The following is a 14,196-nucleotide window of genomic DNA, read 5'->3' as shown; positions in this document are numbered from 1 at the left end:
CGGTCCATCGCGTTGTCAACCACCGATCGACGGCTCAGATGTCGATCCAGCAAGAGAACGCCACTTTTCGCGGTCGACATCCTGATACTTTCTTGTTGCCAACACTTTCAGTCAAGTCCCAACTGCACCCATCGAATAACCTGGCACAGCGGTCCGCCAGCCGATTGAGAGCAACACGATGTGTGAGATCGACGACCTCATCCAGATCGGACTCGGCGGCAATCATCCACGCAATCGTTCGGTGAAAAGCATTGAGTAGTAACGAGTGATCCGGTGACCTCGACATCGCGAATTGCGTGCCTCAATATGTCTGGGTCCTCGTCGTTGGACAGTCCGGAGCGGACGGTATCGACGATGGCACGGATCCGGCCGGCGGTGCCCCGCACATCGGCCAACTTGCTGGCGAGATTACGGCGGCGCAAAGTGTAATTCTTGCCGTGCAACACCGCACGGGGCATTCAGTATTCACCAGCTGAATCCAGCGTCACAAGAATGACGAATTCACCAGACGCGCGGCACCCACGGAGATGAGACACTCAGGAGTGCCACGCGTCTCAGATTCAGGCTTTGGCGATCTCGAACCGGTCGAGGTTCATCACCTTGTCCCACGCGGACACGAAGTCCCGCACGAACTTCTGCTTTGCGTCATCGGAGGCGTACACCTCGGCGAGAGCACGCAGTTCGGAGTTCGACCCGAACACGAGGTCGACGCGGGTTCCGGTCCACTTCACCTCCCCGGTGACGCGGTCGCGGCCCTCGTAGATCTCCGAGTCCGTGGACCTCGGCGCCCATGTCGTGCCGAGGTCGATCAGATTCGCGAAGAAATCGTTGGTCAGCGTCCCCGGCTTCGACGTGAAGACGCCCGCTTCCGACCTGGTGTTGTAGTTCGCGCCGAGCACGCGCAGGCCCCCGACGAGAACGGTCATCTCGGGAGCGGTCAACGTCAGCAAGTTCGCCTTGTCGACCAACAGGAATTCCGCCGGTAGACGGTTGCCCTCGCCGAGGTAGTTGCGGAAACCATCCGCAGTCGGCTCGAGCGCAGCGAACGACTCCACATCGGTCTGTTCCTGCGTGGCATCGGTGCGACCGGGAGTGAAGGGCACCTCGACATCGTGTCCGGCATCCTTCGCGGCCCGCTCGACGGCAGCGACGCCACCGAGCACGACAAGGTCGGCAAACGAGATCCGCTTGTTTCCGGTCTGCGCGGTATTGAAGGACTCTTGAATTCCCTCGAGAGTCTCACCACCTCCACGGTATGAGCCTATCGACTACGCCGACCAGCCTCGGTTCGTCATGCATCCAGATCTTCGACACCAGACCCTGTCGCCGGTTACCTCGATAACCACTGGTCAGCCTCGCGCTATTGGCCATCGGTCCGCAAGGTGCAGCACCACCACTGCGCATTGCAGGCGCTCCTTGCGCCGTATCCGGGCTGTGCGGACCTAGGACAGGTAGAGACCCGTAGCAAGCCGGAGCAGAGGGGCGGATCAGGTGAACCGGGGCGCTGATCACGGTGGACAGGGTCGTGACCAGCGGTACGAGGCTCTTGCGACGCGGGGCACGTTCGGCGATCTTCGCGTGCCCATCTGAAGCTCCTTTCTTCTGGTGCCCGTAGACCGGTCGCAGCAACGCGGACCGATGTCACATCGTTGGAATAGCTGCGTCCGGGGTTGGTTGGAGTTCGGGTGTCCGTGCTGGACGGATCAGCGCCGGTCGTCAGTGGGCCGATGCCGTCAACTGGGGAGCGGGGATGCATGACACGCCGTCGCCGAGACGGAGGACTTGAAGGTCTTGGACGAGGCCACGCAGGCCGTTCTCGGTTCCGACGAACCAGACATGTTTGCGGTGGGCTTGGCTACCGCGGCCGACGGTCCGCTCGAACTCTTGCATCGCCTCGCGTGCTGTTGCGGCGAGGCAGGTATTGATGCGGATCAGCAGTGGTGGTGTGGGAAGGTTTGCGGCCGCGTAAACCGCGCGTACACCGAGTGCGGCCTGCTCGTATCTGTCGAGGCTTTCGATGTCGAGTTCGACGGCGTCGGCGTCGGCGTCGATGAGTTCCTCGTAGGTTCGTGGACCCGACCATGTCGAGATTTCGACGATGCGTTCCGGCACGAAGGACGGCGCCGTCTCGTTGTGCATTGTCACTGATCGAATCATGGTGGACACCCCTTGGTCAGGCCGGAAGTCTGTGGAAGTTGCTGGCATGGAAGATCAGGGGACCGGCGACGTCGTGAATCGTGGCCGAGTGCACTTCCAAGAGGACCATGAAGTGGTCTCCTGCCGAGGTTTTCGACCACACCGCGCCCTCGAGCCATGTTGTTGCGCCGTCGACATAGACGGCGCCGGAGTCGGCGACTGTGGTGGTGATCGATTCGAACCGATTCCCCTCTTTCATGGCCAACGCGGTGGCCGCGTACTCGTTGTCCGACCCGAGCACGCTCAGTCCGAGCCGGGTTCCTCGTTCGAGCATCGGCCAGGTGCGTGAGGTGTTCTGGATGAACACCCCTACCAGTGCCGGTTCGAGGGATACCGGTACGAACGTGCTGACCGCCATGCCCGTGGGTGCGCCGTCGATCTCGGCGCAGATGGCGACGACACCGCTGGGGCAGCCGGAGAAGATTCTGCGCAGTTCCTTGGGGTCGAAGACTGTCGTGGTCATCTCGCCATCTCCTCTTAGTGTGTATCTGTCATCACGGCTAGTGGGTATTTGACCGATGCGCCACCATCGACGCCGATGACCTGTCCGGTGATGTAGGAAGCGAGCGGTGAGGTCAAAAAGTGCGGCGCCGGCTACGTCGTCTGGTGAGCCGAGTCGTTTCATCGGTACGGCGTCGGCGAGCTTCCTCCGCGAAAATCGATACGCCTGCTCCCCAGCTGACCGGGAATTTGCGGACGCCGACCGAATGGCTGCGCTCCAGGGAGTGGGTCGGTTCACTTGGGTCACGGTGTTCGGCTCGGCCGGTCCGTCTCTCAATGGACCATCGCCAGAGTCCCCCTACTGTTCGTTCGCAGCCATGGCCAACCATCGCCTAGTGGCTTGCGCGATCGCGATATTCGCGAGAGTGCGTTGGATCACCTCCGTGACACCTTGGGGTGTCAGCAGTCTGGCGAACGCGATCGCAGCGTGCAGGATGAGTACGTGCATTTATCGAACCTTCCGTGCTTTCGGCGAGGTCCCGGGTCGAACCAACGGATACGTCGCGAGCACATTCGGAAAACACCATTGTGACTGATGTGATTGATCATGAGGCCGAGTCGAACTCGGCACGTGTGGGTGTCAGCGACGCGCGGCTGCAGGAGCTGGTGGATCAGGCGCGGGCCGAGGGGTTGCAGCTCACCGGAGACGGTGGGTTGCTGGCGATGTTGACCAAGCTGGTGGTCGAGTCCGCGCTCGAGGGCGAAATGGACGACCACCTAGGTTACGGCAAGAATGACTCGGCAGGCAGGGACAGCGGCAACTCCGCAACGGCAGACGCGCCAAGACCGTGTTGCCCGAGGCCGGACCGGTTGAGCTCGCCGTGCCCCGTGACCGGGATTCCTCCTTTGAGCCGAAGATCGTGACACGGGAGATCAAGCCGGTGCCGTTTTGGTAGCAGTCCGCATTGGCGGCTGGACGGGAATCTTGATCGCAGCGACGAGCAGTGCGGTGACCAGCAGCGGAATCGCGAAGAGGACGAATATCGATGACGGAGACCATTCTCTGTCAACCAGGATGCCCACCAGTATGGGCGAGAGGATCGACCCGATCCGCCCGACAGCGAGCGCCCAGCCCAAAGCCGTGGTACGCACCTGCGCGGGGTAGCAGTCAGGTGCGAGCGCGAGCAGGCCTGAGTTGGTCGCCTGCATGCAGAAGCCGACTGCGACTACCGCGATAAGCGCGAAGGTGAGGGTGCCGAGCCCGACTCCCACTGCCAGGAAGGACAGCGCCGCGCCGATGGCCGAAACGATGATCAGGAGCTTGTGCGTCGCGATCACCGCTAGAACACTGAACGTCACGGTTGCGGCGATGCCACCAAGGTTGAAAAGCATCCCGCCGCTGATTCCCTGCTGGGTGGACATCCCGCTTTGCTGCAGGAGCCGCGGGGTCCAGCTGGCGGCAAAGTGGAACGCCGCCATCGCGAAGAAGAACGCGCTGCACAGCAGCAGTGAGCGCACACCGTTGCGCCCTTCGAACATGGTCGCTTTCATTCCCTGCGAATGTGGCTCCGGTTCCGGCAGGGCCGCGATCGGCGCCAGGCCCATTTTGGGCAGTGTGGCGTTGATCTGCTCGAGGGCGCCGGGCGGACGGCGGTAGACCAGGTAGTCGAGGGACTCCGGCATCCGCAGATTCACCACAACGCACAGCAGCAGAGTGACGATTGCGCCAACCACGAAACTTGCACGCCAGCCGTAGGAGGAGTTGAGCGAAACCGCAACCGCGCCGGCGGCGATTCCGCCGATCGGCAGCCCGGTGGTGTACAGAAGGATCATGCTCGTCCTTCTCCTGCGCGGGGAGAACTCGGCGATGATGACCGGCAGGCATGCGACCAGACCGCCAATCCCGATGCCGGTGAGCAGTCGGCTGATTCCGAGCTGGACGTAGCTTGTGCTAACCGACGCGAACACCATTGACAGGCCGACGAAGAGCAGGCAGCCGAGTGAGAGCGGCCGCCGGCCGGTTCGGTCGGCCAGCGGCGCGACGAACAGTGATCCCAGACCGATGCCGATCAGCGAGCTGCTGAGCAGGACCCCGAGTTGCGAGCCGCTGAGCCCCCACTCCTCCGCGACGACGGTTGCAGCGAACGCCATCAGCAGAAGGTCGTATCCTTCGGCAAGGATGATCGCGAAACAGATTCCGACAATCGACATTTGGTACTTGCCCATCGGGGCACTGTCGATAGATTCTCGAATTGACATGGGGATGGCCTTCTTTTCATTGAACAGTGGGGACGTGCGGTGTCAGCGGCTTCGCTGCGCTGTTGCTGTTTGCGCTCGATGTGCGGTGCAGCCGGGAAATTTCGACACAAGCGCTGGTCGATCGACGGAACTTACGAGGCGATGTTCCACGCCGTGCATGCGGTCCGTGATGAGAACGATGACACCTTGGCGGCTCTGGTCTCGATCGACTCGACCAGCGTGCGTGCCCACCAGCACGCGGCGGGTGCACCAGCTGCCAGATCCACAGGGGGCTGAGTCGAATTACACGTTTGCGGGCGAGCCCACCGATCACGCCCTGGGGCGGTTGGACCGCAAAGATCCACGCCCTCATCGACGGCACCTGCGCTCCGCTCGCCCTGCTGCTGACCGCCGGGCAGGTCGGCGATAACCCCCAGCTGGCGCCGCTGCTCGAGATCTATCCGGATCGCCACGGTGGCGCGATGTGGTTGCTGGCAGACAAGGCGTACTCCCATCCTTCGACTCGAAATCTCCTGCGGTTAAAGCGCATCGCGCACACGATTCCGGAACGATCCGATCAGGTCGCACGACGGAAGGAGAAAGGTTTCCGAGGCGGGCGACCACCGGCCTTCGACCCGGCGCTCTACCGGCACCGCAACACCGTTGAGTGGGTTTCAATCGACTCAAGCACTGGCGCGGTATAGCAACTCGGTATGACAAGTACGCCATCACCTACCTCGGTGGCGTACTCCTCGCCTCAACAGTCACAACACACCGTCTGCGCAATTAGCAGACAGAACCTAGTGGGTATGTGCTTTCAGCCTTTGCGGGCCGATTCGCCGAATGAGAATAGGTCGGCTTGCGATTCGAGGCGGCGCTGTATGCGCTGATTGGGCTGGAAGTGCGGGGCGACATAACGCGAGAAGAGCTCGAGCGATCGAGTCCACCGGTCCATTGTCACCCAGCCCGCAGAGTTGATCAGCAGCGTGCCGAAACCGCCCACTTGCTCGTTCAATTCGTTAATCTGCCGGACGCAGTCTTCCGGGCTGCCGATGATCCACGGAGAATTTTCGATCATCCACTCAACAGTGAGATCCGCGTCGGCCATGTTCTCGTCGGTCTTGAGAATTCCCGAGATACCGAGAGGGAAGAGGTAGCCTTTGTAGAATTCCTCCGCATTTTGCCGGATCTCCTTTATTGCCTGGTCCTTGCTGTCGGAAACGTAGACCTCGCGACTGATCCGCCAGTTTTCCCTCGCCTGCGCCGGGTCCCTACCGGCTTCCTGAGCGGCGTTGCACATTGCTTCCGCGTGGGCTCGAAGATCCGGCGCGGCTGGATTCTTATCGGTGTTCACCGGCGAGATAAAGGTACTCATCGACTTCCATCCCCGTTCACCGCACTTCGCGTAGTTGTGCGTCCCCGTGAGTCCGGCAACAGCGAACGGCGGCACGTCCTGATACGGCGCGACCTGAATACGGCGCTCCTTGTATGTCCAGTATTTGCCGTCGTAGCTGACCGGATCGTCCGACGTCAGGAATTTCCACACGATTTCCAGTGCTTCGTCGGTACGTGCCCGGGCCTCCTCGGCGGGTACTTCGAACAATGCCCTGTCGGTCGGCAGGCCACCGCCCCCGAAGCCATACTCCAAGCGCCCGTGCGTTAGATGGTCGAGAAATGCCATTCGCTCAGCGACGAGGAACGGATCCTGGTACGGCAGCGAGACTACGCCGGTGCCGAGCCGGATGCGACTGGTCAATGCCGACGCTTTTGCTAACAGCAGCTCAGGCGACGGGACGTTCTCACGTCCTCCGGTGTGGTGTTCACCGATCCAGTATTCGTCGAAACCGAGCTCCTCGGCCTTGACAATCTCAGCGATATGCCAGTCGTAGGAGAGTGTCCAGTTCTCATGTGGAAGGTGGTTGGGCATCGCAAAAAGACCAAACTTCATCGTTCTCGACCTCCTGGAGGGCTGATTGAGTCGGTGCTTCCATGCCGGCCGGGTTTGTCACGACGTGTCTCGTCCGGACCAGCGTCCTCACAGCGACTTAGATTTCGCATTCGAGCTAACCAAGCAGGTATTATCTGCGTCACGGGGAGAACTACCTGTTTCGCCTGGTCTTGCAGCTCGAGAAAGCCGGAGAACACCAGGAAGTGGTACTCGAAGCCACCTACGGCTGGTACTGGGCGGTCGACGCACTGCAGGCTGCCGGTGCACGCGTACATCTGGCACACCCGTTGGGTGTCCAAGGATTCCGCTACCGTCGTGTGAAGAACGATGTCCGCGACGCGTCTGATCTGGCGGATCTGCTGCGGATGAACCGTCTACCCGAGGCCTGGATCGCGCCTCCTCCGGTGCGGGAGCTGCGCGAGTTGGTGCGCTACCGGGCAAAGCTGGTCGCGATCCGTTCTGGCCTCAAGGCGCAGGTGCACGCAGTGCTTGCCAAGGAAGGCCAGTTGATCCCCGTTTCGGACCTGTTCGGCGTCGACGGCCGCCGACGGCTGGCGAAGGTCTTACTCGGCGCGGCGTACGCGCAGCGGGTTGTCTCACTGCTCGAGGTGATCGACGTCCTCGACAGCCATGAGGCACACTTCACCACCGCGATCGCCGGCCAGCTGCGGAATCATCCCGGCTACCGCGTCATTCAGCAGCTGCCCGGCGTTGGTCCGATCCTCGGTGCGGTATTCATCGCCGAAATCGGAGACGGCTAACGGTTTGCGGGACCGGACCGGTTGTGTTCGTGGGCGGGACTGACCCCGCGTCACCACGAGTCGGACACCGTCGTCCATCGTGGGCACATCACCAAGCAGGGCAGCAAACTGGTCCGATGGGCGGCGGTCGAGGCCATCCAGCACCAACCCGCCGCCACGAAGCTTTCCGTCGATCGTGCACGCATCGAGGCCCGCCGCGGCAAGAACATCGGCAAGGTCGCCGCGGCCCCCAAGCTGCTCACCCTCGTCTACTACGGGCTGCGCGACGAGCACATCCGCGCACCTGGCCTACAAGAGGACGGCGGCGTGAGCACCCGGACGCAGCACGCGCGCGGCCGCTAATTTGTCTGACCCCGCATCGCGGTGTGGTCGTGCCGCTTGATTGACCCCGCGGTGTTGCCACCGCACCGCTCCATGTCCGCCCCATCGCCGGACGAAGGGATGACCGGCAGCCGGAGGAATCTGGCCCTGCCCCAAACCCATACGCATCACACTGGAGACGTTGCCTCACACACAACGACACACCGCCCCCGACTCTCGCATCAGTGTGCGCCGTTCCGGGCCACCGTCAAGATCGTTCGTCCTCGCTGCGCTGCGGGCGCTGCATCTTGACCGACGGCCCTTGTCCGGCGCCGTCCGCATGGAGGCCGGAACAGCTTGAACAGCACCCTTTGACAGGCCCCGCCCCTTCGGGGATGACAAATCGTCCTGAATTCACCGATTCGCTGACCTGATCGCTGCGAAGTTGTGCGGACCCTGCGTCCACTGCAGGAAATCGCCATCTCGATCACCGGCCACGAGCACAGCCCTCGATCCACTCACCGACGACGCCGAGAGAGCATTCTCGATGCCCTCGAAATCCCGATTCGCCGATCAGGGTCGGCACACTAAACTGGTGCAACTCAGGTCAGAATCTCTCTCGATCAAGACCACCCCGCCCTTCGACGTGTAGCCTGCTAGATGGCCTCGTGACTGATTCGCAACAGCGGATCGTCCGGGAAGTTGGTTCCGATTCGATGCGCGATCTGCTCAGGACTCCACGCCTGCACCCAGCATCGATCCGGCCCGGTGTGGCTTGTTGCGGCCGGTCCAGCGACCAACCGCGGGGCCCGCGGCCGTATCCATCATCTATGTGTACGGACCGGATTCGGATCTGACCGGCGTTTCGTAACCAGAGAAAGGCGGCCATCGCGTGACTCTTCGAGAGACCGACCAAAGTCACTCGATGAAGGAACGCGATGACCACTGCCCACGATATCGACCTGCACCAGTTCCTGACCGACCGCCTCACCACGCCAGCCCCGACCTGCTGCGCAACTGCTGTCCACGTTCATCGACGCACTCATGGGCGCCGAGGCCGACAGCTTATGCGGCGCCGGCTTCGGTGAACGCTCTTCAGGACCGCGTCAACAGCCGGAACGGCTATCGCCATCGGGACTTCGATACCCGTGCCGGCACTCTCGACGTGGCGATCGAAGAAGCTGCGCTCCGGCTCATACTTTCCGGACTGGTTGCTGCAGCGCCGCAAGCGTGTCGAGAAGGCCCTGACGTCGGTGGTGGCCACCTGCTACCTGCTCGGAGTCTCCACTCGGCGGATGGAGAAAGCTCGTCGATTCCCTCGGTATCACCTCGCTGCCGAAATCGCAGGTGTCCGTGATGGCCAAGGATCTCGATGCCCAGGTGGAGGCGTTCCGCAGCCGCCCGCTCGACGCCGGCCCGTACACGTTCGTGGCCGCCGACGCCCTCGTCCTCAAGGTCCGCGAGAACGGGAGGATGGTCAACGTGCACACCCTGGTCGCTGTTGGGGTCAACGGAGGGCTACCGGGAAATCCTGGAAATCGAGGTTACCTCCGCTGAGGACGGTGCCGGTTGGTTAGCCTGATTCGTCAACGTTCGACGGCGAACACGGGGATGGGGTTACTGTCTTCCGGCGAGCACACGGTCAGGCGCACGCGGTCGCCGATCGCCACACCCGGATTTCCGGTGATCCGCACGTGCAGCCACGGTCCTTCGTCGAGTTCGACCAAACCCAGGGACAGCGGTTCCGGCCGGCTGTGGTCGACGACGAGACTGACCACCGTGCCCGTGCCCGAAGCCGTGGCCCATCCCAGATCCGTGCCCCGGCACCCAGGGCAGGCAGTGGTGTCGGGCCGGCTCTCGCGGCCGCAGGCGACGCAACATCTGATCAACAGCCGGCCTGCGGCGAGCCCGTCGAACCATTCCACCGAGTCCTCGTCGCGGTGTGGGCGTAGCTCTGCCATCAGACACCTCCCAGCACGAGTGTGGCGTGATGATCGAGGATTCCGCCGTTGCCGCTGACGATCGCCGTCTCGTGACGGGGTACTTGACGTACGCCGGCATGCCCGCGTATCTGGGTCACGGCCTCGATCAGCGGCGTCATGCCCCAGAGGTAGAAAGCGGACAGCTGGCCGCCGCCGGTGTTGGTCGGCAGTGTCCCGCCCGGGGCGAGGGCTCCGCTCGCGGCGAGCTCGCCTGCTTCACCCTTACCGCAGAATCCGTAGTCCTCGAGCGTGACCAGAACGGTGTAGGTGTAGCAGTCGTAGATCTGCCGCAGGTCGATGTCGGCGGGGGTCAGCCCGGCCATCTTCAGCGCGGCGGGCCCCGCGGAAGCCGCGCCCGTGACCAGCCCGAAGTCCGACCCGCGCTCGAGGATGTAGCCCGGATGCGACTGTCCCCAGCCGAGGACCCGTACGGGCGGTTGGGCGAGGTCCGCGGCACGCTCCGGGGTCGTGACCACGACGGCGGCGCCGCCGTTGGAGACAAGGCAGCAGTCAAGCAGGTGCAACGGTTCCACGATCCAGCGCGATCGGTGGTAGTCGTCCAAGGTCAGTGGGGTGCGCATCTGGGCCATGGGGTTGTCCACGGCCCACGCTCGCTGGGACACCGCAACGGCGCCCAAATGGTCCTGCGGGATCCGGTAATGGTTCAGATAGCGGCTGGCCGCGAGGGCGTACCGGTGGTTGACGCTGGTGAACCCGGCCGCGGTCTCTGCGCTGCGGAACCCGGTGGCCTGCAAGGAGGACGCCCGGTAAGCGGCGCCGGACGAATCGCCGGGCTGCCGAGGTGCGTCGGCGAAGACACACACCACCACCTCCGCTGTTCCCGAGAGAACCGCGGCAGCGGCCTGGGCGACCATGATGCCGGCCGACGCACCGAAGGCGTTGACCTCGCTGAGCACCCGCAGGTCACGCAGTCCCAGGCGCCGGGCCAGCGTGAGGTCGACACCGCCGGCCTTGCCCGTGTTGATCAGTAGCCCGTCGACGTCGGCCAGGGTGAGACCCGCGTCGGCAACGGCGAGCCGTACCGCTTCCGCGGCGAAGGACCGACCGCTGCGGCCGTAGACCTTCCCGACCTCGGTCACGGCCGCGCCAACGATGGCGGCAGCGTGTTGCATCCTCAGTCTCCTCTTTTCGGCCCGTCAGCCCGGGGGCGCCCGCGAGCCGGGCACGCCGCCCAGCGAACTCGAGTGCGTCGGTCCAGGCTGCCAGGGGATTGCGCGACTGGAGCATTCCGATCGAGAGGGTAAGGCTGGTACCCGAGACTGTCTGGGCAGGAAGCGATATCAGTAAGAACATCACCATTACGGGTCATCAACTCCGCCGGTGACCGACTGCTGTCGGAACGCCTCACTAACGACGAGACCGCCCTTGCCGGACTGATCGCGACACAGCCCTCGCCCTCGTTGGTGGGGAAGAGGTGCTGAGGGCGATTGACCTCAACCGGGGCGGGGACGACGCTCGCGACGCGTTCATCATCGCTGATCAGACACGCGTTCGACGCGATATCGGCCTCATGTGCCCCGGAGATGAGATCGCCGTCGACATGCGGATACTGACCGGACGTCGCCTCGATGTGGTTTTCGACCGGACCCGACAGATCAACCGGTTGCGGGCACAACTGCTCGAAGTGTTCCCCGCCCTGGAACGTGCGCTGACTCTGACCAACAAAGGCCCGCCGATCTTGCTGACCCGGTATCAAACCCCAAGTCAGATCAGACGAGCCGGAGCAGCACGGATGGAGGCGTGACGGCGCAAACCGCACGTTCGCGCTACCGCGACCTTGGCCCTGGAAGTTGTTGCCGCCGCGGACCAGCAGAGCATCGCGTTGCCCGGCGACACCGTGTCCGCGCAGGTAGTCGCCCGTCTGGCGAAAGGGGTGCCGGCCCACACGGAGCTCACCGACCTCGACGACGCCGAGACCCGATTTTGCGACGACCAATCCGCCGAGATCATCATGAGCATGCCCGGATTCGGACCCAAACTCGGTGCGGAGTTCCTCGCCGCCACAGGCGGCGACATAAATGCATTCACCAGCGTCGGCCAGCTGGCCGGGTTCGCCGACCTCGCTCCCCAGCCCCGCGATTCCGGCCGCGTCAACGGAAAACTGCGACGGCCTACGTGATACCACCAAGTTCTGCTGCGAGCAATGTACCTGTCGGCTCAAATATCGATCCGCCAAAGCTCCCACTCCCGACCCTTGTATCGGCGCAACCGCCTCGAAGGTTCTTGACAACACGAGTGAGATGTCCTTTGTCGAATTCGTAGATGGATTGACCGACCATCCAGGCGGTCGGGAGCGATGTAGGCTACATGTAACCATGTAGCCGGATGCTTCGTCAACCGCGAATGCCACGGCCCGTACCAGCCGAAACGCAAAACAAGCTTATCCTGGTACGTCCAGCCTCGCCCGTCCCAGCTTGTCCCAGCTTGCAACCATGTCGTCATCGACCTCCGATTATGGTGGGCGATCTGACTCGACCGATGGGTCGGTAGACTGGAGGCCAGCATCTTGCCAGCGCCGGTCAGTGACGAGCATCGAGGCCGTTGCCGTTCCCGGCTGGCGAATTCTTCACCGGACCGGGGAGAACCTCCTCTGGGCTTCAGCGGGAGCGAACTCTCCCACGACAAGTCTTGCGTCACTCCATATCGTCTAGGCGGCGGCCTCGAAGGACCATAGAGAGACGGCGTCGAGACGTGCCCATCACACCATTTTCGGCCCGGAACGGGCACCCACCACGGACGCGGACACCGTGAGCTTCCATCCTGTGATCCGACGTCGTCGCCATCCTGGCTTCGCGTGGCGGGGCGAGCGAGGATCAGCTCGTTGTATCCGAGGTGCGCGTTCCCCGGACCTTGGTCGCGGCTCCTCGTCGGTCCCGCGCTCGGCCTGGCGGGCGCACTGATGCAGGGCGCCACCGGCTATCCGCTGCCGATCCAGGGATCGATCCTCGGGATCAACGCCGGCGCGGCGCTAGCCGTCCTCTCGCGATCACGCCGGCTAGCGTGACGTGCTCCCCGTCCGATCGATCGGTTTAGGGTGTTGCATAGCTCTGTGGTCACCACGTCGGGGTCTCGACCCTGAAACGGCTGCCTAGCGAGGTCGATGGCGGTGGGGTCCCGGTGAACGCCTGACACCGGTTTCATCTCCGGTACAAGTGACCGGTTGGGACTCTCAGCGGCCGGTCGACCGCCCGTTCGGTCATTTGGTAGCCTAGCGTTTATGTCGAGTCATTATGAGGATGCCGTGATCGGCTTCGAACCGAAGGCTGTGGTGCCGACCAAGAGTCTAGATCGCCGTGGCCTGATCTTGCGCGCCGCATCGGACTCGTTTGCGGAGCTCGGCTACCAGAATACTTCACTCAATGCTATCTGCGATGGGGCCGGTATCGCAAAACCGACGCTGTACCACTACTTCCCGTCCAAGGCCGCGCTCCTGAATCAGCTCCTGGGCGAGTACCTAGAGATGCTGATCACTGCGTCGGAGGACCCGGAGCGCCGGCAGCTGCCCCCGTCAGATCGGCTGTTCCTGCTCATGAAGGATATGCTGACGTCCCTGGACACCCATCGAGGGCAGGTCCGGTGTTTCTATGAGAATGCAACAGAGTTCCTCCCGTCGTCCATGCGTGCCCGTATCTCCGAGCGACGTCAGTACTACAACGAGCAAATCGAGTACGTACTGCTGGTCGGGCGTGACTCGGGTGATTTTGTCATTCCGGACGTGCGGATGATCCGGCTCAGCATCTTCGCTCTGTGCGGGTGGCCATACAACTGGTACCGGCCCGGTGGCTCGGTGACTACTGAGAAGATCACCGAGCACGTCTGGAATCTGGTGATGTCGGGCATCAAAGCCTGATTGCTGGTGGGTAGCAAGCCATTGGATAAGGCGACTCTTCTGAGGTGGCGCGCTGATCAGTCGCCCCACGGCCGAGTGAGGGAGCTACTAACCTCGATCTTTCCTCGGGCTGATGTGCTGTGCTGGTCGGGTTCGGATTGGTTGTTTCGGTAGTGTGCCCGGCCCTCGGGCTCGAGCGACCTGCCGACGCGGTCGGGTGGGCGCCGGGTTCCACGGTCCCGGTGTGAGAGGTCCTTTCATCTGGTCGGGCGGTTGCTGCTGGTCAGGTCGGCGCGGGTATCGCCGCGAGCCGGGTGAGGGCGGCTCCGATCAGCCCCTTCCACGGTGCGTGCACGGACAGGCGGAGGTGGGTTCGTCTGGCGTCGCGGGCGACGCGGCCGCCGATCGAGAACAGGCGCAGACGTGGACGTTTCGGTTCCCACCGACGTGCGGCGTGGTCGGGGCTCCTCGAACTCGCAC

Annotated in this window: 11 protein-coding genes and 9 pseudogenes; 10 read left to right on the top strand and 10 right to left on the bottom strand. The window is 63.2% G+C overall.

Translation table 11 applies throughout. The annotated features are described in order from the left end of the window. Nucleotides 1-560 precede the first annotated feature (560 nt). The 4 genes and pseudogenes from CBI38_RS33350 to CBI38_RS38640 all read right to left on the bottom strand — a co-directional run. A pseudogene (locus CBI38_RS33350) lies at nt 561-1,238 on the bottom strand (peroxidase family protein); the annotation flags it as partial. 478 nt (nt 1,239-1,716) lie between these two features. Continuing rightward, on the bottom strand, nt 1,717-2,145 hold the full coding sequence (locus CBI38_RS33340; protein WP_162603359.1) for a hypothetical protein: 429 nt from the start codon (nt 2,143-2,145) through the stop codon (nt 1,717-1,719). Nucleotides 2,146-2,173: 28 nt separating this feature from the next. After that, nucleotides 2,174-2,659: a flavin reductase family protein gene (locus CBI38_RS33335; protein ID WP_109335763.1), complete on the bottom strand. Its 486-nt coding sequence runs from the start codon at nt 2,657-2,659 to the stop codon at nt 2,174-2,176. Nucleotides 2,660-2,995: 336 nt separating this feature from the next. Further along, on the bottom strand, nt 2,996-3,145 hold the full coding sequence (locus CBI38_RS38640) for a hypothetical protein (RefSeq protein WP_204165012.1): 150 nt from the start codon (nt 3,143-3,145) through the stop codon (nt 2,996-2,998). Nucleotides 3,146-3,270: 125 nt separating this feature from the next. Here CBI38_RS38640 and CBI38_RS33330 point away from each other — a divergent pair. After that, nucleotides 3,271-3,566, top strand: a pseudogene (locus CBI38_RS33330) (transposase); the annotation flags it as partial. Nucleotides 3,567-3,570: 4 nt separating this feature from the next. On the opposite strand, the gene CBI38_RS33325 reads toward CBI38_RS33330, so the two are convergent. Beyond that, nucleotides 3,571-4,896: an MFS transporter gene (locus tag CBI38_RS33325; RefSeq protein ID WP_204165011.1), complete on the bottom strand. Its 1,326-nt coding sequence runs from the start codon at nt 4,894-4,896 to the stop codon at nt 3,571-3,573. 102 nt (nt 4,897-4,998) lie between these two features. Here CBI38_RS33325 and CBI38_RS39695 point away from each other — a divergent pair. Next, nucleotides 4,999-5,665 (top strand): annotated as a pseudogene (locus CBI38_RS39695) (IS5 family transposase); the annotation flags it as partial. Nucleotides 5,666-5,692: 27 nt separating this feature from the next. On the opposite strand, the gene CBI38_RS33310 reads toward CBI38_RS39695, so the two are convergent. Next, on the bottom strand, nt 5,693-6,823 hold the full coding sequence (locus tag CBI38_RS33310; protein ID WP_109335759.1) for an LLM class flavin-dependent oxidoreductase: 1,131 nt from the start codon (nt 6,821-6,823) through the stop codon (nt 5,693-5,695). A 164-nt stretch (nt 6,824-6,987) separates the two neighbouring features. On the opposite strand from CBI38_RS33310, the pseudogene CBI38_RS39690 reads away from it, so the two are divergent. Next, nucleotides 6,988-7,894, top strand: a pseudogene (locus CBI38_RS39690) (IS110 family RNA-guided transposase); the annotation flags it as partial. Between the two features lie 606 nt (nt 7,895-8,500). On the opposite strand, the pseudogene CBI38_RS33300 reads toward CBI38_RS39690, so the two are convergent. Beyond that, nucleotides 8,501-8,694: pseudogene (locus tag CBI38_RS33300) on the bottom strand (IS30 family transposase); the annotation flags it as partial. A 115-nt stretch (nt 8,695-8,809) separates the two neighbouring features. Here CBI38_RS33300 and CBI38_RS40815 point away from each other — a divergent pair. The 3 genes and pseudogenes from CBI38_RS40815 to CBI38_RS40805 all read left to right on the top strand — a co-directional run. Beyond that, nucleotides 8,810-8,998, top strand: a pseudogene (locus tag CBI38_RS40815) (hypothetical protein); the annotation flags it as partial. A gap of 34 nt (nt 8,999-9,032) precedes the next feature. Then, nucleotides 9,033-9,131, top strand: a pseudogene (locus CBI38_RS40810) (hypothetical protein); the annotation flags it as partial. 109 nt (nt 9,132-9,240) lie between these two features. Then, nucleotides 9,241-9,441: a transposase gene (locus tag CBI38_RS40805; RefSeq protein WP_418328358.1), complete on the top strand. Its 201-nt coding sequence runs from the start codon at nt 9,241-9,243 to the stop codon at nt 9,439-9,441. 29 nt (nt 9,442-9,470) lie between these two features. Here the strand turns inward: CBI38_RS40805 and CBI38_RS33290 are convergent, their stop codons facing one another. Both CBI38_RS33290 and CBI38_RS33285 read right to left on the bottom strand, forming a co-directional pair. Next, on the bottom strand, nt 9,471-9,845 hold the full coding sequence (locus tag CBI38_RS33290) for a Zn-ribbon domain-containing OB-fold protein (protein ID WP_109335758.1): 375 nt from the start codon (nt 9,843-9,845) through the stop codon (nt 9,471-9,473). After that, nucleotides 9,845-10,999 (bottom strand): thiolase family protein, encoded by a 1,155-nt coding sequence (locus tag CBI38_RS33285; RefSeq protein ID WP_109335757.1) that lies wholly within the window; start codon nt 10,997-10,999, stop codon nt 9,845-9,847. The genes CBI38_RS33290 and CBI38_RS33285 overlap by 1 nt, the downstream gene beginning before the upstream one ends. Before the next feature lie 302 nt (nt 11,000-11,301). Here CBI38_RS33285 and CBI38_RS33280 point away from each other — a divergent pair, with 302 nt between their 5' ends. The 4 genes and pseudogenes from CBI38_RS33280 to CBI38_RS33265 all read left to right on the top strand — a co-directional run bounded on the left by CBI38_RS33280 (nt 11,302) and on the right by CBI38_RS33265 (nt 13,737). Next, complete coding sequence (locus tag CBI38_RS33280; RefSeq protein ID WP_109335756.1) at nt 11,302-11,631, top strand: IS110 family transposase; 330 nt, start codon at nt 11,302-11,304, stop codon at nt 11,629-11,631. 33 nt (nt 11,632-11,664) lie between these two features. After that, the gene (locus CBI38_RS33275; protein WP_109335755.1) at nt 11,665-12,006 is read left to right on the top strand and encodes a transposase; all 342 of its coding nucleotides are present in this window, start codon (nt 11,665-11,667) and stop codon (nt 12,004-12,006) included. Nucleotides 12,007-12,668: 662 nt separating this feature from the next. Then, nucleotides 12,669-12,867, top strand: a pseudogene (locus CBI38_RS33270) (iron chelate uptake ABC transporter family permease subunit); the annotation flags it as partial. 261 nt (nt 12,868-13,128) lie between these two features. Continuing rightward, nucleotides 13,129-13,737 (top strand): TetR/AcrR family transcriptional regulator, encoded by a 609-nt coding sequence (locus CBI38_RS33265; RefSeq protein WP_162603357.1) that lies wholly within the window; start codon nt 13,129-13,131, stop codon nt 13,735-13,737. A 262-nt stretch (nt 13,738-13,999) separates the two neighbouring features. On the opposite strand, the pseudogene CBI38_RS33260 reads toward CBI38_RS33265, so the two are convergent. Then, nucleotides 14,000-14,167, bottom strand: a pseudogene (locus CBI38_RS33260) (IS1380 family transposase); the annotation flags it as partial. Between the last annotated feature and the right edge of the window lie 29 nt (nt 14,168-14,196).

Source organism: Rhodococcus oxybenzonivorans (assembly GCF_003130705.1).
GTDB lineage: Bacteria > Actinomycetota > Actinomycetes > Mycobacteriales > Mycobacteriaceae > Rhodococcus_F > Rhodococcus_F oxybenzonivorans.
Note: the sequence above shows the minus strand (reverse complement) of the source record. Positions and strands in the feature narration are given on the sequence as shown.